Origin of the sequence: Cohnella sp. SGD-V74 (genome assembly GCF_003001675.1) — a bacterium.
Taxonomy (GTDB): domain Bacteria; phylum Bacillota; class Bacilli; order Paenibacillales; family Paenibacillaceae; genus Cohnella.
The window spans coordinates 63,441-82,910 of record NZ_PVYW01000006.1; the positions used below are offsets into that span (position 1 = coordinate 63,441).

Annotated in this window: 16 protein-coding genes; 3 read left to right on the forward strand and 13 right to left on the reverse strand. The window is 59.5% G+C overall.

Annotation, left to right across the window (positions count from 1 at the left end):
• Nucleotides 1-179 precede the first annotated feature (179 nt).
• Nucleotides 180-1,520: an FAD-dependent oxidoreductase gene (locus B0G52_RS11185; protein ID WP_094044185.1), complete on the reverse strand. Its 1,341-nt coding sequence runs from the start codon at nucleotides 1,518-1,520 to the stop codon at nucleotides 180-182.
• Nucleotides 1,521-1,660: 140 nt separating this feature from the next.
• Between B0G52_RS11185 and B0G52_RS11190 the strand changes: the two genes are divergently transcribed.
• Nucleotides 1,661-2,695 (forward strand): LacI family DNA-binding transcriptional regulator, encoded by a 1,035-nt coding sequence (locus B0G52_RS11190; RefSeq protein ID WP_094044187.1) that lies wholly within the window; start codon nucleotides 1,661-1,663, stop codon nucleotides 2,693-2,695.
• Here B0G52_RS11190 and B0G52_RS11195 read toward each other — a convergent pair.
• The 12 genes from B0G52_RS11195 to B0G52_RS11250 all read right to left on the reverse strand — a co-directional run bounded on the left by B0G52_RS11195 (nucleotide 2,692) and on the right by B0G52_RS11250 (nucleotide 15,717).
• Nucleotides 2,692-3,321: an SGNH/GDSL hydrolase family protein gene (locus B0G52_RS11195; protein ID WP_094044189.1), complete on the reverse strand. Its 630-nt coding sequence runs from the start codon at nucleotides 3,319-3,321 to the stop codon at nucleotides 2,692-2,694. The two genes, B0G52_RS11190 and B0G52_RS11195, sit on opposite strands and share 4 nt — an antisense overlap.
• Nucleotides 3,322-3,567: 246 nt before the next feature.
• Nucleotides 3,568-4,368 (reverse strand): hypothetical protein, encoded by an 801-nt coding sequence (locus tag B0G52_RS11200; RefSeq protein WP_094044191.1) that lies wholly within the window; start codon nucleotides 4,366-4,368, stop codon nucleotides 3,568-3,570.
• Between the two features lie 83 nt (nucleotides 4,369-4,451).
• Nucleotides 4,452-5,039 (reverse strand): Uma2 family endonuclease, encoded by a 588-nt coding sequence (locus tag B0G52_RS11205; RefSeq protein WP_094044193.1) that lies wholly within the window; start codon nucleotides 5,037-5,039, stop codon nucleotides 4,452-4,454.
• 17 nt (nucleotides 5,040-5,056) lie between these two features.
• Nucleotides 5,057-5,653: a Uma2 family endonuclease gene (locus B0G52_RS11210; protein ID WP_094044195.1), complete on the reverse strand. Its 597-nt coding sequence runs from the start codon at nucleotides 5,651-5,653 to the stop codon at nucleotides 5,057-5,059.
• A gap of 24 nt (nucleotides 5,654-5,677) precedes the next feature.
• On the reverse strand, nucleotides 5,678-6,271 hold the full coding sequence (locus B0G52_RS11215; protein ID WP_094044197.1) for a Uma2 family endonuclease: 594 nt from the start codon (nucleotides 6,269-6,271) through the stop codon (nucleotides 5,678-5,680).
• 336 nt (nucleotides 6,272-6,607) lie between these two features.
• The gene (locus B0G52_RS11220; protein ID WP_094044199.1) at nucleotides 6,608-8,854 is read right to left on the reverse strand and encodes an FAD-dependent oxidoreductase; all 2,247 of its coding nucleotides are present in this window, start codon (nucleotides 8,852-8,854) and stop codon (nucleotides 6,608-6,610) included.
• A gap of 161 nt (nucleotides 8,855-9,015) precedes the next feature.
• Nucleotides 9,016-9,843 (reverse strand): carbohydrate ABC transporter permease, encoded by an 828-nt coding sequence (locus B0G52_RS11225; RefSeq protein WP_198960629.1) that lies wholly within the window; start codon nucleotides 9,841-9,843, stop codon nucleotides 9,016-9,018.
• 15 nt (nucleotides 9,844-9,858) lie between these two features.
• Nucleotides 9,859-10,743: a carbohydrate ABC transporter permease gene (locus B0G52_RS11230; protein WP_094044201.1), complete on the reverse strand. Its 885-nt coding sequence runs from the start codon at nucleotides 10,741-10,743 to the stop codon at nucleotides 9,859-9,861.
• Between the two features lie 89 nt (nucleotides 10,744-10,832).
• A complete protein-coding gene (locus B0G52_RS11235) occupies nucleotides 10,833-12,170 on the reverse strand; it encodes an ABC transporter substrate-binding protein (RefSeq protein WP_233162591.1) in 1,338 nt (445 codons plus the stop codon).
• A 90-nt stretch (nucleotides 12,171-12,260) separates the two neighbouring features.
• The gene (locus tag B0G52_RS11240) at nucleotides 12,261-13,031 is read right to left on the reverse strand and encodes a response regulator transcription factor (RefSeq protein WP_094044203.1); all 771 of its coding nucleotides are present in this window, start codon (nucleotides 13,029-13,031) and stop codon (nucleotides 12,261-12,263) included.
• The gene (locus B0G52_RS11245; RefSeq protein ID WP_094044204.1) at nucleotides 13,003-14,817 is read right to left on the reverse strand and encodes a cache domain-containing sensor histidine kinase; all 1,815 of its coding nucleotides are present in this window, start codon (nucleotides 14,815-14,817) and stop codon (nucleotides 13,003-13,005) included. The genes B0G52_RS11240 and B0G52_RS11245 overlap by 29 nt, the downstream gene beginning before the upstream one ends.
• Before the next feature lie 93 nt (nucleotides 14,818-14,910).
• Nucleotides 14,911-15,717 carry an AraC family transcriptional regulator gene (locus B0G52_RS11250; protein ID WP_094044206.1) on the reverse strand — a complete coding sequence of 269 codons (807 nt, stop codon included), beginning with the start codon at nucleotides 15,715-15,717 and terminating at the stop codon, nucleotides 14,911-14,913.
• Nucleotides 15,718-15,847: 130 nt separating this feature from the next.
• On the opposite strand from B0G52_RS11250, the gene B0G52_RS11255 reads away from it, so the two are divergent.
• Both B0G52_RS11255 and bglX read left to right on the forward strand, forming a co-directional pair.
• The gene (locus B0G52_RS11255; RefSeq protein WP_094044208.1) at nucleotides 15,848-17,200 is read left to right on the forward strand and encodes a glycoside hydrolase family 30 protein; all 1,353 of its coding nucleotides are present in this window, start codon (nucleotides 15,848-15,850) and stop codon (nucleotides 17,198-17,200) included.
• Between the two features lie 17 nt (nucleotides 17,201-17,217).
• On the forward strand, nucleotides 17,218-19,458 hold the full coding sequence (bglX, locus tag B0G52_RS11260; protein WP_198960630.1) for a beta-glucosidase BglX: 2,241 nt from the start codon (nucleotides 17,218-17,220) through the stop codon (nucleotides 19,456-19,458).
• The last annotated feature ends 12 nt before the right edge of the window (nucleotides 19,459-19,470 follow it).

Below are 19,470 nucleotides of genomic sequence, written 5' to 3' on the forward strand. Positions count from 1 at the left end.
ACTCTATTTAGAATGTAATAGTACCGAACTTTCGCAACAATCTCCATCCCTATTTTTTGTACAATAACAAGCAAAACGACGCCCTCACCCTTCTTCCCCTGACCCACGCGCATTCAGAAACGCCAAAGAAGACCGCCAGGACCTGATTCGTCCTTGACGGTCTTCGGGCGCAGGAAGCGCTATTCCACCACGGCTCCGCTTGCGGCCAGCTCCTGCCGAAGAAGGCCAATGTCCAGCTCGGAAGGCAGCTTACCCAGCTTCACGGCCAAGCCCGCCGCCGTTCCGGCCGCTTGCCCGGTCGCCATGCAGCTTGGCGTGAGGCGCGTCGTCGCCAGCGCTTCGTGGGAAGTCGAGATGCAGCGGCCCCCGGCCAGCAGATTGTCGATGCCTTTGGGCAGCAAGCAGCGATAAGGGATGTCGTACGCGCCGTCGCCTTGCACCCAAGCGGCTGTCACCCCTTTGCCGGAAGGGTCGTGAATGTCGATCGGGTAGCCGCTGCGGGCGATCGTGTCCGGGAATCTGCGTCCTTGCACGACATCCTCCGCCTGCAGTGCGTAATGACCGTCGATTCTCCTCGTCTCCCGGATTCCGATCTGCGCGCCGACGTTTGAGATCGACGCCTTCTCGAAGCCCGGCAGGTTGGCGGTCATGAAATTTGCTACCATCAGCACTTGTTTGCGTCCGAGCTCCTCGGCTTCCGTCAAGTCCTCCACGTTCAAGCCGTTTAATCCTTGCACTCGGGTTGTGTTCACGAGCACCTCGTCGTCCGCCGGCCCCGTAAAGAACAGCACCTGATCCCGGTTGATCGGCAAGTCGGCTTGTTTCCAGTGCTTGAAGAAGCCCATCACCCCAGACAGCGGCAGCCGGTCCAGCTCCTCGAACGGCGTCTTGGCGTAAAATTCGTCGGGATGCTCGATCATATACCGCTTCACGCGGGCCAGATCGACGCCCCGCATGCGGAATTTCATCGTCATCGGCTGGGTCAGCCCGTCCCGCTCCCGCCCCTGAAGGCACGGCGCTCCGGCCAGATGGGCCAGATCGGCGTCCCCCGTCGTATCCACGAACACGCCGCCCTTGACTTCGATTTTCCCCGATTTGGTCGCGAGCCGGACGGATACGATCCGGCCGTTCTCCGTGCGAGCCTCGTCCATCAGGCTGTGCAGAAGCAGCTTAACGCCCGCTTCCTTCAGCATATCGACGGCCAGCACCTTGTACATCTCCGGATGATACGGCGTAATCGTGTTCGTGAACCCGACCGTATCCCGGAGATGGCCCGGCGAGCCGTTCATCCCCATCAGGCGATCGATAATTTCCTGCGCGATGCCCTTGATCACTTGCTTCCCCTGCAGCGTATGGAAGGTCATCCAAGGATACACGAGAGCCGCCGTCGACATCCCTCCGATGAACCCGTATCTTTCGATCAGAACCGTCCTCGCCCCGGTTCTGCCCGCCGCGATCGCCGCGTTCACGCCCGCCGGGCCTCCTCCGCACACGACTACGTCCGCCTCTATCGTCTTCATGCCGCATCTCTCCTTCAGGTTGAGCGCTACAATTTCATCTTGATTATGAAGGAGAAAAAAGCTTAAAGTTAGTTTAACTTTTGTTTAAAAATGAGAGGTTGCGGCAGTCGCGCCGCCCTTGCAGATGGAGGAGGACGAACATGAGGCGGAAAAAAGTGACGTTGGCTCATTTGGCGGAGCAGCTCGGCCTGTCGATTCAAACCGTGTCCAAGGCGTTAACGGGAAAGCCGGGCATGTCGGAGGAAACGCGGAGCGAGGTCAGCCGGCTGGCCAAGTCGCTCGGCTATTTGACCAAGGATCAGAAACACGCGCTCGCCTACGAAAGAATCCCTCCCTACCCGATCGTGCGGCGCCGGTTCGTTCTGCTGCACAACGAGCAATTCGTCAACTTCAACCGCCTGCTTCTGGCCGGACTGCACGACCGGTTCACGGAATTCGGCCACCAAGTCGAGCCGATGCTCCTCCCTCCCGGGCTGCAGCCTCGCGATTTCGAAGACTGGGCCGAGAAGACCGGGCTTCCGTATGCGGAGGGGGTCTTTATCGCTCCCCGAATGACGAGCGACGAGATGGAGGAACGGCTGCTGCAATTGCCCATGCCGCGCATTCTGCTTAACTTCCCGCCGCCGGAGTCCAAAGTGGATTCGGTCATCTGGGATGTGCACGAAGCGGTGCATCAATCTGTACGCCACTTGCTGCGCGCCGGACACCGGAACATCCTGTACGCTGGCGACGCGACTTCTCAGAGGGGATTCCGCTTGCGTTGGCAAGCTTTTCAGGAGGCGATGAAGGAAGGAGGACTGAGCGCAGACGAGGACGCGCATGCGGCGGAGCCTTTTCAGGGCCGACTCGGCCCATGGATCGCCAAGTTCATGGAGCGGTTCCGGATCACTCGCCCCACCGCCGTTCTATGCGCGATCGACGAGCAGGTCGCTCCGGTGTACTATGCATTGAAGGATGCGGGGGTGCGGATTCCGCAGGACTGCTCTCTTGTCGGCATCGTGAACGAACAGACGGAACGGCTGCCCGCGCTGACAAGACCGATGCTGCCGATCAAGGAGAGCGGCTATCGGGCCGCCGACCGCCTTCTGTGGCGGCTGGCGAATCCCAATATGCCCTACGAACATATCCGCATTCGCGGCGATTTCATCCCGGGGAGCACAATGCTCCGTCTTTAGGCTTCTATCGCCCGCAGCCAGGCGTTCGCCAGTAAGGCATGACCGGCGGGATGAAGGTGAACGCCGTCATAAGACCAATATGCAGCCTCCGCCTTCGCGCAGGCTTGGGCGAATAATCCGTCCGCCGGCACGAGAGCCGCGCCGTACTCGCGGGCAAGCCTCCGCACGATGTCGATCTTCGGATTCAGATCCTCTCTCCAGCGATCGTGATCGGGATAGTTCGGGAACAAGAACGGCTCGATCAGCACCAGCTTGGCGCCCATTCCGCCTTGCGCCTGCTCCAGCAGCTCCCGGTATCCGCTCTCGTAAGCATCGGCGCTTGTAGGGTTGTTCTCGGTATAGCGCCGCCAAGTGTCGTTGATTCCGATCAGGATCGACACCCAGGTTGGCCGCAGCTCCAGGCAATCTTCCCGCCATCGCCGCTGCAAGTCCGCGACCTTGTCCCCGCCCTTGCCCCGATTGAAGAATCGGACGCCGCTTCCCGGGTACTTGGCGGAGAACTGCGCCGCGGCCATAAGGGCATAGCCTCGTCCCAATTCGTCAGGCTGCTCCCGGTTGCGCCCTCCGTCCGTAAGGCTGTCGCCCTGAAACAGCACTACCGCATGATTTTCAATGATGGTTCCCATTCCGTTCCCGCCTCATTAAGTTTTTTGGACGAGCGTCAGCTCGAGCCGTCCGGCTTCTCCTCCGATTGCTTGAGGGCTCCATCACCAGCCTAAATTATCGGACGGACTTGGGCGATGATCTAATCTTGCGGAAGTGTGATGTTTTCGAGGAAAGGCGACTAACGAACAGGGAGGCAGGAATAAAGGAGATATCCAACGGGGGGGCTGACGTACAGCATCGCTCGGCAACATGTCATGGAACCGGGCTCAGCGAATGAGCCTCAGCATTTGCACAACCAGCCTCCCATCCCCGGCGAGCTTCTTCTCCCGGCTGCGAAGCTGGGACGAACCGTCCCCGTCGAGAAAGATGCCGTCAACGAGATTCCCCACACCGATCCGCTCGACGATCGCCTCGCGAAAAGCGGCCAGCGTTCCTCTCGTCGCGCTCACGACAAGATACAGATTCCCCTCCGCATCGTAGACGGCCGCCGACCGCAAGCTGGCTTGATCGAGCAGAGGCGCCGCCTCTTCGGCCGCCTGTCGCCGCCAGTCTTCGTCCCGGCCCAAGCTCATGCTGATGCCCCCTTGCGCCCAGAAATTCGTACGCTCCGCTACCTCGATCTCCTGGGCCTGGCGGACGATCTGCACGCTTAACCGATCCACAGCGCCGTCCCACACCAGCGTCCCTCTTGCATATTTCGCATTGGAGCCGCCGGACCCGTAATGCCCCGATTCTCCGTGTACCGGCTCGTCATTCACAACAGCTACGCTAAGCAAGGCGTCTTCGTAGAAGAAGCCTCCGTTGATTCCGTAATAGGGAGCCGCCGAGACGTTGTTGCGGACGGTCAGAAGCTCCACGTTGGACGGCCTCGTCCGCAAGTAGTGCAGCTCCATGCCGTTGGAGGCCGTCTCCGTCCCGTACTCGTATTGTTGCGGCATATCGGGCTCGTCGCTGTCGCGAGCCCCTCCCATCCCCCCGGCCGCGAATACGATAGCCATGACGATGGCCGCCAGCCCCAGCCCCGCGATTCCGGCGATTCCGATTTTGATTTTCGTTGCGTTTTGCATGATGATCTATACCCTCGTTTGTGCGAATTGTCGGTTTGTATTAGCAGGCGTTTCGCTGGCGTTGGCTGCATCTGTAATCCAGCTTACATCCCTGTCACGCGTATGTTGTCAAAAGTGTCTTTAAGCTTAAAAGAAACGCAAGGGAGCTTATCGGAGGAAATCCGGTCGCCCTCTTCATACAACTCCTTCAGATCGTACCGCTCGCCGTCCAGCCAATATTGTTCCAACGTCCGCGCTTCTGGATCGACAAGCCAGTATTCCGGCACCTTGTGCTTGGCGTAAGCCGCCGCCTTCACGACCTTATCCCGCTTGCGCGTGCTTGGGGAAAGAATCTCGATGACCAGATCCGGCGCCCCCTCGACTCCATGCTTCTTGACGATGTCGAGTCGGCTATGATGAATCATTATAATGTCCGGTTGGAGCACGGTAGTTCTGCTTAAAATGACATCAAACGGAGCGTAATAGATTTCATACTTCGAGCGACAGCTTTGCAAAACCAGAAATAGTTCCCTGCTCACCCCCTGATGAATCGCCATTGGCCCCGGAGACATCATTTCCAGCACACCGTCGATGATCTCATACCGGTTGCCGTCGTCCGGCATCGCCGCATAGTCGTCGTACGTCACCGGCCCCTCGCGAACAATCGGCTCTTCGTCCCGTTTCTTCTTCATCTCGCTCCCCCAATCCATTAAGTCGGCAACCGCAGCCGATCAGCTTCGTTAAAAATCTCTCCCAGCACAAAAGAAACGCAAGGCAGCTTGTCCGAAGAAACCCGATCGTCCTCTTCGTATGTCTGCGCCAATTCGTAATACTCGCCGGCCAGCCGATATTGCTCCAACGTCCGCGCCTCGGGATCGACTAGCCAGTATTCAGGTACCTGGTGTTTGGCGTAAACAGCCGCCTTCACGACCTTGTCCCGCTTGCGCGTGCTTGGGGAAAGAATTTCCACGACCAGATCGGGCGCACCTTCGATTCCGTGCGGCTTGACGATCTCCAATCGGCTGCGATGAATCATGATAATGTCCGGCTGAAGCACGGTAGTTCTGCTTAAGATGACATCAAGAGGGGCATCAAAAATGACATATTCCGAGCGACAGCTCTGCATAAGCAGAAATTCCAGTTCTCCGCTCACCGCCTGATGGATCGTCATCGGCCCAGGAGACATCATTTCCAGCACACCGTCGATGATCTCGTACCGATTGCCGTCGTCCGGCATCGCCGCATAGTCGTCGTACGTCACCGGCTGCTCGCGAACGATTGGCTCTTCTTCCCGCTTCTTCTTCATCGCGATTGCACTCCTTCCCATCCTTTAAGTCGGCAACCCCAACCGATCAACTTCGTTAAAAATCTCTCCCAGCATAAAGGAGACGCACGGCAGCTTGTCCGAGGAAACCCGGTCTTCTTCTTCGTATGTCTGCGCCAATTCGTAACGCTCGCCGTCCAGCCGATATTGCTCCAACGTCCGCGCTTCGGGATCGACAAGCCAGTATTCCGGCACTCGATGCTTGGCGTAAGCCGCCGCCTTCACGACTTTGTCCCGTTTGCGCGTGCTTGGGGAAAGAATCTCCACGACCAGATCGGGCGCACCTTCGACTCCGTGCGGCTTCACAATCTCGATCCGGCTGCGGTGAATCATTAAGATGTCCGGCTGAAGCACGGTAGTTCTGCTTAGGATGACATCAAAAGGAGCCAAAAACATGACATACTCCGAGCGGCAGCTCTGTAAAAACAGAAATAGCTCTCCGCTCACCCCCTGATGAACCGTCATCGGCCCCGGAGACATCATTTCCAGCACACCGTCGATGATCTCGTACCGATTGCCGTCGTCCGGCATCGACGCATAGTCGTCGTACGTAACCGGCCCCTCGCGAACAATCGGCTCGTCTTCCCGCTTCTTCTTCATCCCGCTTCCTCCCTCGCTACGACAAAAGCACCTAACAAAGCCACACGTATTGTGTTGGACTTTGTGAGGTGCTTCCTCGACTACTGTTCCTTTTATTATGTTAAAAATGCAGGAATCTGTCAAACTTGACGCTCGGTCATGAGTGCCTCGGCGACATATCCGATCTTAGCACCGCGAGGCACCTTTTTGGCCTTCACACGCGGCCCTCAGGCCTCCAGCTCGCGGCCCTCAATCCGCCGAGGCACTTTTTTGGCCTCGGCACGCGACCGTCAGTTCCGCCGAGGCACTTTTTTGGCCTCCGCATGCGGCCCTCAGACCTCCAGCACGCAGCCTCCGCTACCCGTACACCCGAATCTCCGCCAGCTCCGCCCGCTCGCCGCCGTTGGTGGAGCGCACGACGAGGCGAACGCGGTCTGTCTCGGCCGCTGCGTCCAAGCGGTGGACCCGCTTGCGCTTGCGGTTGTCCCGGCCAACGGCAACCGTCTGCCAGCGGCCGTCGACCCACGCCTCCAGCTCGTAATCTTTGACCAGCTCCGGAATGACGGGGAAAGGCGTCTCATGGTGGTGCAAGTTGATCAGGTCCTCGTTCACGTCGTCGTTAAACGTCAGGTGAATCTCCGACACCCGCGTCCGCTTCGACAACTCGACTTCGAGCCACTCTTCCCGGCCCGCCTCCATTCGCTCCGACACCCACATGTGCGGGCCGCCGTAGGGACGAGCGTAGCCATCTATCGCCTTGTCTGCCGAATACGCTCCCGTATCGACAGAGAAGCAGAACGGCTGACGAACAAGGCGCCGCATGTTCCATTCGACGACCGGTTGGTCCGGCCGATGGTCTTCGAGATCCGGGGACACGTCCGGCAGCGTCTTGCGTTCGAACGCCAGCACGCCCGTCAGCGGAACAGCCGACTTGAACAGGCTGACAACCTCGTTCGCCCGCACGATGACGAAGACGTTCGCGGCTTCATCCAAGCCCGTCTGAGCGAAAGGGATATCGATCCATTGCCGCTCGCCGGCGCGAACCGACACGACTACCCGCTCCAGCAGAGCGGCCGGCACGTAGTTTTCCGGACGTCCCGTCCCCCACAGCTCGACCGTCAGCTCCGTGTCGTCCGCGGCCGACAGCAGCAGCTCGATCCGGCCCGTCGGTCCGTCGACCGGGAACAGCAGTCCGACGTCGATGCCCAGCGGGTACGCCTCCGAAGGCCGGTCCAGCCGAATCCGCTTCAGGACGCTCGAAGCTCTCGCCCTTCCTCCGAGCGCCGCATCGCCGGCTTCCTCGTTCTTGAGCCCGATGATGGAGCTGTCGCTCCTGAGCATCGTCTGCTGAAGCTCGGCCAGATGCCGCTCCCTCAGCTCCCGCGGCGTAATCCCCTTCCGCACGGACAGCGCCGCGCCAACTCCTGCCGCTTCCCCCATGACCGCGCACGTCGCCATTACTCGGGTCGTGCCGAAGGCGACGTGGGTCGCGCTAATATTTCTCCCGGCGAACAGCAGGTTGCTCACGTTCTTGGAATACAGGCTGCCGAACGGAATATGGTAGATGCCGTCCGGGTGGAGATGCTTCGAACCGCTCTCCGAAGCGTACATCCCTTGCGGCGGATGCAAGTCGATCGACCAGCCGCCGAAGGCGACGCGGTCGTCGAACGGACGCTGCGCCAGCACGTCGTTCTGCGTCAGCACCGTATCGCCGATAAACCGGCGGTACTCGCGCTTGCCCGGAAGCGAGCCGACCCACTCCAGCGTCATCGTCTCCGCGTCGAAATTCCCGGAATTTTTGATATAATCCCAAATGCCATAGATGACGGACCACAGCTCGTCGCGAATGCGCTCGTTCTCATGCACCGTGTCCAGCTCGCCGCCCCACTCGATCCACCAGTAATGGCAGCCCGAATCGCCGCTGCGAATGACTCGCTTGATCGGAATCGACGTCGTCGTAATGTCCTTGGCGAACGACGGGGGGACGAAGCGAATCGGCTTGCCCGTATCCTTCGTATAGAACAGCAGCGTGCTGCCGAGCGTAATGTCGTCCGCAACCTTCGGCGCCCAATCTTCGTCATATTCGTGACGCGCCTCCCGTCCGAGCCGGTAGGCCGCGCCCGCCAGGAAGCCGACCAAGCCGTCGCCCGTGCAATCGAGGAACGCCTCGCTTTCGAAGCGGATCAGCCGCTCCGAGCCCATCATCCACCCGGTCGCGCTGCGAATGACGCGGTTGTCCCTATCTCCGTCCGCTTCGACCTCGCGCACGTCCGTGTTCATGTACAGCGTCACGTTCGGCTCGGCCCGTACCGCCTCAAGCAGCGTCAGATCCCACAGGTACGGATTGCCCTCCGGATTCCGGTACTGGTTTTCCACGAACAACTCGCCCATAATGCCCGTCTCGCGAGCGTACCGGTTCACGCCGTGGCTGGTCGCCCCGCATACCCAGACGCGCACCTCCGAGCTGGAGTTGCCCCCGAGCACGGGGCGATTGTGGACGAGCGATACCGTCATGCCTTGCCTGGCCGCCGCTATGGCCGCGCTGATTCCGGCCAACCCGCCGCCGACGACCGTAATGTCCGTTTTCACCGTTTCGCGTTTCATTCGAATGCCTCCGTTTCGTAAAACCCCGTTTCTCTAACCTCGCACTGTTAATTCCGCACCGTCAGTTCTCGTATCGTCAGTCCCCTATCGTCCTTCCACGTATCGTCAGTTCCGTTTCTCCAACCTCGCACCGTTTCTCCGTTTCGCCAATTCCCGTACCGTCAGCCCTTAACGGCCGAGCTCGCAATGCCCTGGATAATATATTTCTGGCCGAGCAGGAAGATCGCGATCATCGGCACGATCGCCGCGGACGAAGCCGCCATCATCCCGTTGTAGTCGACGTTGTTTTCGAGAATGAAATTTTGCAGGCCAAGCGGAATCGTGTACAGCTTCGGACTCGTCAGGAACACGAGCGCATTCTCGTAATCGTTCCAGTGCCACGAGAAATCGATGATCGCGAACGTGGCCAGCGCCGGCTTGGCCAAAGGCAGAATCAACCGGAAGAAAATCTTGAAATGCCCTGCGCCGTCCAGGAACGCCGACTCCGTAATCTCCCGCGGCACGCCCATGAAAAACTGCCGAAGCATAAACACTCCGAAGATCGAGAACATGCCCGGCAAAATGAGCGCCCAGTGCGTGTTGTAGATGTTCATCCAGTTGAACATGATGAATTTCGGCACGAATATGACCTGCGGCGGTATCATCATCATCGACAGGTACACAAGGAACAGCGTGTTGCGGCCCTTGAACTCGACTCTGGCAAACCCGTAAGCCGCGAAGGCGGACAGGAACACGGCGCCTGCCGTACTGATCAGCGATACTTTCAGCGAATTCATATAATAGGGAACAAAGTTATAGTTGCCCGTCCAGATTCGCTTGTGATTGCTCCAATCCAGCTTCGAGGGAAGCCAGCGGGAGAACACCTCGCTCGCGCTCTGGAACGACGTGCTGATCATCCACAAGAAAGGAACGATCATGAACGCGCCGGCGACGAGCATCAGGACGGTGACGAGCAAGCGGCTTTTCGACAAGCCGGCCGTTGGGTTCATCCGCAATTCTCCTTTCTAATAGTGGACCCAGCGCTTCTGACCGATCCATTGCACGATCGTGATGACCAGGATGACGGCGAACAAAAACCAGGACACCGTCGACGCGTAGCCCATCTCGTAATAGCTGAACGCCGTCTTGTAGACGTAGAGCGACAGAATCGTCGTGCTTCCGCTCGGGCCTCCCTGCGTAATCGCTTGAATGATCGCGAACGACTTCATCGTCATGATCAGCCCGGTCACGAGCAGCAGGAACGTCGTCGGACTGACGAGCGGCCAGACGATTTTCCACGTAATCGTGCCCTTGCCCGCGCCGTCGATCGTCGCCGCTTCCATCTGCTCCGCCGACACCTCCTGAAGCGCGGCCAAGTAGATAATCATGTTGTAGCCGAGCATGAACCACACTTGAACGATATCGATGGCATACATCGCCGTATCCGAATCGGCGAACCAGCCGGGAGGCGAAGCGATGCCGATCCATCTGAGCGCCTCGTTGATCGGTCCGTGCGAAGGCTGGAACAGCAGCATCCAGACGAACGCGACGGCGACGCCGCTCGAGATGTACGGGAGGAAAAACATCCCCCGCAGCAGCCCCTTCAAGTACACGCTGCGATTCAGCACCAGCGCGACCAGGAACGCAAGGACGAGAGAGACCGGGACGGAGAGCAGAAAAATTCCGGTATGCTTGATCGCCCGATAGAACTGATCGTCCTGGAACATCCGCTTCAGGTTGTCGAGACCCGTGAACGAGACGTTCGGGTTGGCAAATTGGTAGTTGGTGAACATCAGTCCGAACGAGAACAGCGCAGGGATGATGAAGAAGAGCAGAATGCCGACCATGTTCGGCAGAATGAAAGCGTACCCCGCCCATTGCTGCTTGCGCATCCAGCTATGCCGTTTCACGGAATCGCCGCCTTTCTAGATTGCTTTATAGATACGACGAAGAGAAGAAGGAAGCCGTCGTCCCTTCTTCTCTTCGCGGGTCAAGCTATTTACTTGATGAATTCCTCGTGCCGCTTCGCCATGTTGGCGAGCGTCGTATCGAGATCCTGCTTGTTCAGGAAGTACTTCTCGTACTCTTCCTTGCGGGCGTCGATCACCTGCTGCGGGATGCTCAGCTGGAACGATTCGAAGCTGCCGAACACGACCTTGTTCAAGGAGTCGACGTCGTACATGTTCTCCACGCCTTGGAGCAGCAGCTTGATCGCCTCGTCGCTGGATACGCTCTTGGAGGAAGGCAGGCGTCCTCCGCTCGCCATCGGCAGCATGCCTCCGTCGGCGTACCACTTGGCGAATTTCCATGCCGCGTCCTGGTTTTTCGACTTGGCGTTGACCGAGAGCGCGTCGCCGAGTCCGCCCGGATATTTGAAGTCCTTCTGATCGGCGGTTACGCGCGGCACGGTAGCGAACGCGATCTGGAAGTCGTGCGGGAATTCGGCCAGGTTGTTGGCGTTGCGGAAAATAAACTCCCCTGCGCTCAGCATCGCCGCTTCGCCCTTCAGGAACATCGTGTCGACCGGCATTTTGCTCGTCAGCTGTTCGCCGTATTCGGGCGTCGACTTATCGACGAACATCATGTCGTGCAGCGTCTGAAGATGACTTTTCCACAGCTCGTTGTTGAAATTGGACTTGCCTTCGGCGTTCGTGTCACCCAGGCCGGCGATCGTGCCGTCGAGCGTCGCCGTATAGCTGGAATCGTGCTGGAGCAGGCCGTAGACGTTGTCCTTCTTCAGCTTGACGGCGTACGCCTTGAGGTCGTCCCATGTCCAGTCCAGCGGAGGAACCGGCAGACCGGCATCGTCCAGCATCTGCTTGTTCAGCCAAATGAACGACATGTTCTTCTTCGTCGGCATGCCGTAGTACTTGCCGTCGATCTTCCACAGCGCGGCGTCGGGGCCCATCTGCGCGTCGATGTCGTAGTCCGCCTTCGCGCTCAGATCGAGAGCGACTCCGGCGTCCACGCGCTTCTGCAGCCGCGTCAGCGAGTAGCTGATGAACAAGTCGGCGTCCTGTCCGGTCATCAGCGCCGTATCCAGCTTCAGGTTGCCGCCGTCGTCGTTGACGTAGCGCAGGTACTCCACCTCGATGTCCGGGTTTTCCGAGTTCCACGCGTCGATGACCGCTTGCGGTCCGGCTTCCGCCGGAACGGCGCCCCACAGCGTCAGCTTCGTCTTGCTTCCCGAGCTTCCCGAATTGCCCGAGCTTTCCGAGCTGCCGGAAGGCGAGGAAGCACCGCCCTCCTTCGCGTCCCCGTTGCTTCCGCAGCCAGCCAGCAGCCCCGCCGTCAAGACGACGCTCATCGACGCCATCCACCATTTGCTTTTCCTCATTCGTATTTCCCCCTTATGCAGGTTGTCTTGCTCTACGTCTTTCACTTTATCATCGCTCGGCGCGTTGGGGGATGAACGGGCTTTGGGCATTCATAGAACGGATTTTGGATGTTGCTTGCGGAATTCGCTCGGCGTCGTCCCGCACCAGCGCTTGAAAATCTTGATAAAATAGTTGTCGTTCTCGAAGCCGACCTGTCGGCCGATCTCGCTGACCGTGCGGTCCGTCTCCGCGAGCAGCATTTTCGCAGCTTGAATGCGCCGGTTCTGGACGTAGTGGGTCAGCGTCGAGCCGGTCTTCTTCTTGAACAGGTCGCTGACGTAGCTGGCGTCCATCCGAATGAACTCCGCCAGCCCCTTCAGCGTGATCTCCTCCGCGTAGCGTTCCTCGATGTAGGCGATAATCCGGTTCAGCTCGGGATGATCCGTCGGCCCGGTCTGACCGGTCCCCGGAAACCACTTGTCGACTTTGCGCAGCTTCTCGCGCTGCTCCAGCTCCCGCACGACTTTGTCCATCGCCTGCTTCAGCTCCCGCACGTCCAGAGACAGCTTAAGCAAGTACCCCGAGGCTCCGTGCTCGAGCGCCTGCCTGGCGTATTCGAACTCGCTCATCGCGGTCAGCATGACGAAGCGGCAGTCGAAGCCTTCCTCCCGGGCCGCCTTAAGCAGCTTCACCCCGTCCATGACCGGCATGATGATGTCGGTCATCACGACGTCCGGACGCAGCTCGCGGATCAGCTCCAGCGCTTCCTTGCCGTCGCCGGCCTCCCCGACGATCTCCATCGGCAGACCGGCTTTCGCGAACAGCTTGCGTATGCTGGCCCGCGCGGGCTGCTCATCCTCGACGATCAACGTCCTCCACATGGCCGATTTCCTCCTCCTTCTCGTACGGTTTCGCCAGGAGCAGGGGCATGTTCATGACGGCCCGCGTCCCTTTTTCCAGCGGCTCCAGCGTCAACCCCGCGCTCTGGTTTTTGAACATCAGCTCAAGCGTTTCCCGAATGTTGCGCACGCCGACGCTCTTGCGCTTGCGTTCCGCTCTCTTCTTGGCCGCGGCCTCCAGTCCGATCCCGTCGTCGACAACTTCCAGGACCAGCTGCGAATGGCGGGTCGAAGCCTTCACCGTAATGCGGCCGCTTTCCGGCGACTGTCCGAATCCGTGCAGCAATGAATTTTCCACGAGCGGCTGCAGGCAAAACTTAGGGATAAGCGCATAGCGCAGCTCATCGTCCACCTCGTAGCTCACCGTTATGCCATGGCCGAACCGCGCCCGCTGGATGCTCATATATGAATCGATCAGCACGATCTCGTCCTTGAGCAGAATGAGATCGACCTCCGTGTTCAGCGTCGTCTCCAATATTTTCCCCAAAGATACGCAAATGTCGTAAATGTCGTCATCGTCCTTGTCCAAGGCGATGCTCTTGATCGTGTTCAGCGTATTGAGCAGAAAATGGGGATTCATCTGTGCCAGCAGCACCTGGAACTTCACGAGCTGCTTCTGCCTCTCCTCCAGCTTAAGCCGCTCCAGCAGCTCGTTGATGTTGTCGATCATCGAATTGAAGCTGCGGGTCAGCGCCAAAATTTCTCCCCTTCCGTTTTCCGGCAGCTTCACCTTCAGGTTGGACTTGACGACGCCTTCCATTTTCCGCTGGAACAGCTTCAAGGGAACGGTGATCGTAGACGAAATCAAGTAGGTCAGCAGCACGAGCAAGAGCAGAATCGCGCCGAAGCCGGCGAAGAAGCGCTGCCTCTGCTTGTCCACTTCCCTGAACAATTGGGATAGCGGCACCTTCTTCACCAGGTAACCGTCGATCTCCTGGATTCTGCTGTACGTATAGAGCGTCTTCGTCTTGTCGTCGGTCAGGGAGGAGGAAGACAGCTCTTCCGGGGAGGCCAAAATGCGCGAGAGAATCGCACCGTTGATCTCTTCGTCCTTCAGCGACCGCACCATCGTCTTGCCGGAGGAATCGAGCAGGAAATAGGCGCCTTCCTCCTGGCGGCCCTTGGTCGCGCGGCCGAACCATCCCTCGTAATCGATGCTGAAGCGCCCGTAGGCGTAAGTCTTCAGATTGTCGTCCCGCAGCACCTGGTACAGGCTCAGCATCCGGCGGCTCGTCGACCACTCGCGGATGACATAGTTCGTATCGCCGGGATTCCAGACGTATCTGTCCCCGCCTTTTCGCTGCAGCTCCTCGACCCAGGGCTCGGACCGGATTGCCTCGTAGTTCAGCGCGTCTTTGGGCAGGAACGAGGTGTAAACGTTTCCATGAAAATCAACCAGCGTATAGTACACGGTCGCCCCCGTCAGGAAAAAGCTGTTTTCGATTGCGGCGAACTTGTTCTCGACCGCTTTTTTTCGGTTAATCTTGTCCAACTGCTCCGGATTTTTCATCACCGATCGCAAATACGTGTCCTGCTCCAGCATCATCCCCGTCTTCATGACGAGGCTCATCAGATCGACGAGGCCGGTCTGAATGCCTTGGAGCTGTTCCATGTTTTTGGCCGACGCGTTCTCCTGCAGCAGCCGCTCCGTGTCCTTGAAGTTGGAGGCGACCAGCAGGGCGATCGGCGCCAGCACGAACAGGAGCACGGCCAGCAGTATCCGGTTTTTGAACGTGCCCGGCGTTAATCTTCGCAACCATCGCGTCATCTTCGGTGCCTCCCGTAAGCGCTCGGATCGTATTGATCGTTATGTTAATGGAAAATGGAGCTCCGGTCCAGCTTCTTCAACCGCCGAGTCGTCTCAGCCGCCTTTGGACTGCCGTTTGCGATAGGCGCCGGGAGAAATTCCGTACGCCGCGCGGAACACCCGGTGAAAGTAGGTATAGCTGCTCAGTCCGGTCTCGTAGGCGATCTGCTCCAGCGACAGAACGCTGTGCTCCAGCAGGTCGACCGCATGCGCCAGCCGAAGCTGCTGAACGTACTGCATCGCGGACATGCCGAAATGCTCCTTGAACAGATGAACGGCGCGCGATACGCTCAGCCCGGCATGGCCGGCGATCTCCTCCAGTCTCAGCGGTCTCGGCGCGTTCTCCTCGATGAAGTTCCGCATCCGGATCGCGTGAAAAGCCGCGGCGGACTGCGCCGTCGGAGCCTCCTCCAGCGCGCGGTCCAGGAGCAGCAGAAGCGTGCGGACGATCAGGGAGATCAAGTCGGGGTGTCCGCCGTCCAACCTCCTTTTTTCCAGAAACAGCTGATGCCACGTCGCCTTGATGCGCTCGTCCTCGGCGATTTTGCGCAGCTTTGGCCGCCTTTTTTCCGCCCACCACTCGTCCATGCCTTCCCCCGTGCACATAATAAAGTAGTCTCCGCTGGGCTTCATTTTTCCGTCGGACGTTCCGATTCTCAGCTCGTACAGATCTCCCGGCTGGAACAACAGCAAATCTCCGGGCATCAGATCGGTCATCTTCCCGTCGACGAGCGCCTGGCAAGTCCCTTCGAGCTGCAATCGGATGATATAGGTATCAAGACCATTCCGGTATTCCTGCTTAAAAGGCTCCTGATGTCTGGAATGACCGCATAACTGAACGCTAATCGCGCTGATCGCCATGTTCTCCCGCCTCGGTTCGGATCGTCTAGAACGACCATATCGTATAGGTTTACAATCATATTGTTTCTACAAATGCCGAGCTTCTTCCTCCTATAATAAAGTACGAATACACTTATGGAGGTTAATGATCATGAGCCAAAGAAAGATCAGAGTCATTCAAACCCACCAGCAATCCGAAGACCGGCTGACGGAGAAAGCCTCGCTGACCTTCCGTCCGGACGAGCATGGCGTCGAAATGCCGTTAATCAATATTTACGAAGACTTGACTTACCAGGAGATCGTCGGCTTCGGCGGCGCCATTACGGAAGCTTCCGCCGTGACCGCGGCCAAGCTTGGCGAGAGCAATCGCGACGAAATCATCCGATCCTATTATGACGCGAAAGACGGCATCGGCTATACGATCTGCCGCACGCACATCAACAGCTGCGACTTCTCCCTCGGCAACTACGCTTACGTCGAAGAGGAAGATCCGACGCTGGCCAACTTCGATATCAGCCGCGACAAGGAAACGCTGATCCCGTACATCAAGCAAGCCGCGAATACGGCCGGAGACGGCTTCCTGCTGTACGCCTCCCCCTGGAGTCCGCCGAAATGGATGAAGACGACCGGGGAAATGAACAACGGAGGCAAGCTGAAGCCGGAATACCGCGACGCTTGGGCGCTCTATTACGCGAAATTCATCGAGGCCTACGAAGCGGAAGGCTTGCCGGTATGGGGACTGACGGTGCAGAACGAGCCGAAAGCGGTTCAGCGCTGGGACTCGTGCATCTATACGGGCGAAGAGGAACGGGACTTCGTCAAAAACCATCTCGGACCGACGCTCGAAGCGGCCGGCCTGTCCCGCGTCAAGCTGATGATCTGGGATCATAACAAGGAGCGCCTCTACGACCGGGCCAAAGTCGCCTTCGAAGATCCGGAAGCTTCGAAATACATCTGGGGCGCGGGCTTCCACTGGTATTCGGGCGATCACTTCGAGTCGCTGTCCGCCGTGCACGACCGGTTTCCGGACAAGCAGCTCGTCTTCACCGAAGGCTGCCACGAAGGCGGCGTGCAGATCGGCTCCTGGAAAAGCGGCGAACGCTACGCGCACGACATCATCGGCAATCTGAACAACTGGATGTCCGCCTGGACGGACTGGAACATCGTGCTCGACGAGCAGGGCGGCCCGAACCATGTGGGCAACTATTGCGACGCCCCGATCATCGCCGACACCCAGTCCGACTCGCTGACGTACCAGAGCTCCTACTACTACATCGGGCATTTCAGCAAATACATCCGCCCGGGAGCCGTACGGATCGGCAGCACGAAATATACCGACAAGCTGGAGACGACCGCCTTCCGCAATACCGACGGCACGATCGCCGTCGTCGTGCTGAACCGGACCGACGAAGCCGTTCCGTTCACGCTGCGCAATAACGACGAGCTGGCGGAGACGTCGATTCCGGCTCACGCCATTCAGACTCTGCTGTTCGATAACCCTTGAGAGGAGCCGGTACGATCGTGAAGAAAGCTTGGATAACGCCCGACATTCGCACGAAGGCGCAACAACTGTTGGCCCGGCTGTCCCTCGAACAGAAAGCCGGCCAGATGACCCAGTACGACTGGGGCTTTAACCCGATCAATCCCGATACCGGCCTGTCCCAGCGGGACGTCATCTCCGAGCAGATCGCGCAGGGTCACGTCGGATCGGTGTTTAACCTGGCCGGAGCCGAGGAAGCGAACCGGCTGCAGAAGCTCGCCCTCGGCGAAGACGGCGAAGGCGTGCCGCTGCTGATCGGCCGCGACGTCATTCACGGCTACCGGACAGTGTTCCCGATCCCGCTCGCTCAGGCTTCCGCCTGGAATCCGGCGCTCGCCGGAGCGACCGCGGCGGCGGCTTCGCGGGAAGCGCTGGCCGACGGCGTCGCCTGGGTGTTCGCGCCGATGATCGACGTCAGCCGCGATCCCCGCTGGGGCAGAATCGCCGAGAGCATCGGCGAAGACCCGTATTTGGCTTCCGCCTACGCGGAAGCTTGGGTTCGCGGCTCGCAGATCGACGGAGACGGCAAAGGCAACGACGATGGCGATGGCGGCGATGGTAGCGGTGATGGCGTCGGGGCGGACACGGCGGTCGCAAGCTGTCCGAAGCATTACGCCGGATACGGCCTGGCCGAAGCCGGACGCGACTACAACACCGTCGACTTGTCGGACCGCGTGCTGCGCGAAGTCATCCTGCCTCCGTTCCGGCAGGCGGTCGAAGCCGGAGCGCTGACGATCATGGCGTCGTTTAACGAGGTGAACGGCGTTCCGGCCTGCGCGAACCGGTATTTGCTGACGACGATTTTGCGCGAGGAATGGGGCTTCGAGGGCGTGGTTGCCAGCGACTACAACGCTTTGCAGGAGCTGATCACGCACGGCGTCGCGGCTGACGAGGAAGAAGCCTGTCTGCTCGCTCTTCGCGCCGGCACCGACGTCGATATGGCGTCGGGAATCTACATTCGCCACCTGCCGAGACTCGTGCGCGAAGGCAAGGTACCGGAGAGCCTCGTGGATGAAGCGGTGCTGCGAATACTGGCCGTCAAGCTGAAGCTTGGACTGCTGGAGCGCCCGTTCGTCGCGCCGAGCGACTATGCGACGGATGAGCGCCTGCCTGCGGAGCATATCGCCCTCGCCAGGCAGGCGGCACGCGAATCGATCGTCCTGCTGCGCAACGAAGGCGGCGTCCTGCCGCTGAGCAAGAGCGCGCGGGCGATCGCCGTCATCGGGCCGCTCGCGGACAGCCGCAAGGACCCGCTCGGCTGCTGGGCGTTCGACGGCAGGCCGGACGACGTCGTGTCCGTGCTGGAAGGCGTCCGGCAGGCGGCGGATCAGGAAGCCGTCGTGTCGTATGCGAAGGGCTGCGAGGTGGACAGCGATTCGGCTTCCGGGGAGAGCGACTTGGCCGAGGCGCTGGAGGCGGCGGGTAAAGCGGACGTTGTCGTGCTGGCGCTGGGCGAGACGTTCGAGATGAGCGGCGAAGCCCGCTGCCGGACGAACCTCGACTTGCCGGGCGGACAGAGACGGCTCGTCGAAGCCGTCTCCAAGCTCGGCAAGCCGATCGTCGCCGTGCTGCTGACCGGACGCCCGCTGGCGATCCCGTGGCTTCAAGAGTACGCGGACGCCATCGTGCAAGCCTGGCATCTCGGCGTGCAGAGCGGCCACGGCATCGCCGACGTGCTGTTCGGCGACTATAATCCGGGAGGACGGCTGACCGCTACGTTCCCGCTGAACGTCGGGCAGGTGCCGATCTATTATTACCGCAAGAAAACGGGACGCCCTCCCGGCGGCGTGTATACGTCGTATTATCTCGACTCTTCTACCGATCCGCTGTACCCGTTCGGCTTCGGACTGAGCTACACTTCGTTCCGTTACGGGGAAATCCTCTGCGCGAAACCGCGGGTCGCGCTCGGAGAGGCGTTCGAGCTGTCTGCCCAGGTGACGAATACCGGAGACCGCGAAGGCGAAGAAGTCGTCCAATGCTACGTCCGGGACGAAGCGGCCAGCGTCACGCAGCCGCTGAAGAAGCTGGTCGGCTTCCGCAAGATCCGGCTGAAGGCAGGCGAGTCGGAAGTCGTAACGTTTGTTCTCGGCGAGGAGTCGCTTGCGATCATTGACGCCGACATGAACGCAACCGTCGAGTCCGGCGACTTCACCGTCTGGATCGGACCGAGCTCGGCCGAAGGCGAATCCGTCCGTCTGACGGTCGAAGCTCCCGCGCAATAACACAAGGGCATG

Coding starts and splice junctions, on each gene's coding strand:
- B0G52_RS11245 (WP_094044204.1), bottom strand. CDS start 14,817: ATGACGCGATGGTTGCGAAGATTAACGCCGGGCACGTTCAAAAACCGG.
- B0G52_RS11185 (WP_094044185.1), bottom strand. CDS start 1,520: ATGAAGACGATAGAGGCGGACGTAGTCGTGTGCGGAGGAGGCCCGGCG.
- B0G52_RS11255 (WP_094044208.1), top strand. CDS start 15,848: ATGAGCCAAAGAAAGATCAGAGTCATTCAAACCCACCAGCAATCCGAA.
- B0G52_RS11215 (WP_094044197.1), bottom strand. CDS start 6,271: ATGAAGAAGAAGCGGGAAGACGAGCCGATTGTTCGCGAGGGGCCGGTT.
- B0G52_RS11220 (WP_094044199.1), bottom strand. CDS start 8,854: ATGAAACGCGAAACGGTGAAAACGGACATTACGGTCGTCGGCGGCGGG.
- B0G52_RS11200 (WP_094044191.1), bottom strand. CDS start 4,368: ATGCAAAACGCAACGAAAATCAAAATCGGAATCGCCGGAATCGCGGGG.
- B0G52_RS11250 (WP_094044206.1), bottom strand. CDS start 15,717: ATGGCGATCAGCGCGATTAGCGTTCAGTTATGCGGTCATTCCAGACAT.
- B0G52_RS11210 (WP_094044195.1), bottom strand. CDS start 5,653: ATGAAGAAGAAGCGGGAAGAAGAGCCAATCGTTCGCGAGCAGCCGGTG.
- B0G52_RS11235 (WP_233162591.1), bottom strand. CDS start 12,170: ATGAGGAAAAGCAAATGGTGGATGGCGTCGATGAGCGTCGTCTTGACG.
- B0G52_RS11225 (WP_198960629.1), bottom strand. CDS start 9,843: ATGAACCCAACGGCCGGCTTGTCGAAAAGCCGCTTGCTCGTCACCGTC.
- B0G52_RS11240 (WP_094044203.1), bottom strand. CDS start 13,031: ATGTGGAGGACGTTGATCGTCGAGGATGAGCAGCCCGCGCGGGCCAGC.
- B0G52_RS11195 (WP_094044189.1), bottom strand. CDS start 3,321: ATGGGAACCATCATTGAAAATCATGCGGTAGTGCTGTTTCAGGGCGAC.
- B0G52_RS11190 (WP_094044187.1), top strand. CDS start 1,661: ATGAGGCGGAAAAAAGTGACGTTGGCTCATTTGGCGGAGCAGCTCGGC.
- B0G52_RS11205 (WP_094044193.1), bottom strand. CDS start 5,039: ATGAAGAAGAAACGGGACGAAGAGCCGATTGTTCGCGAGGGGCCGGTG.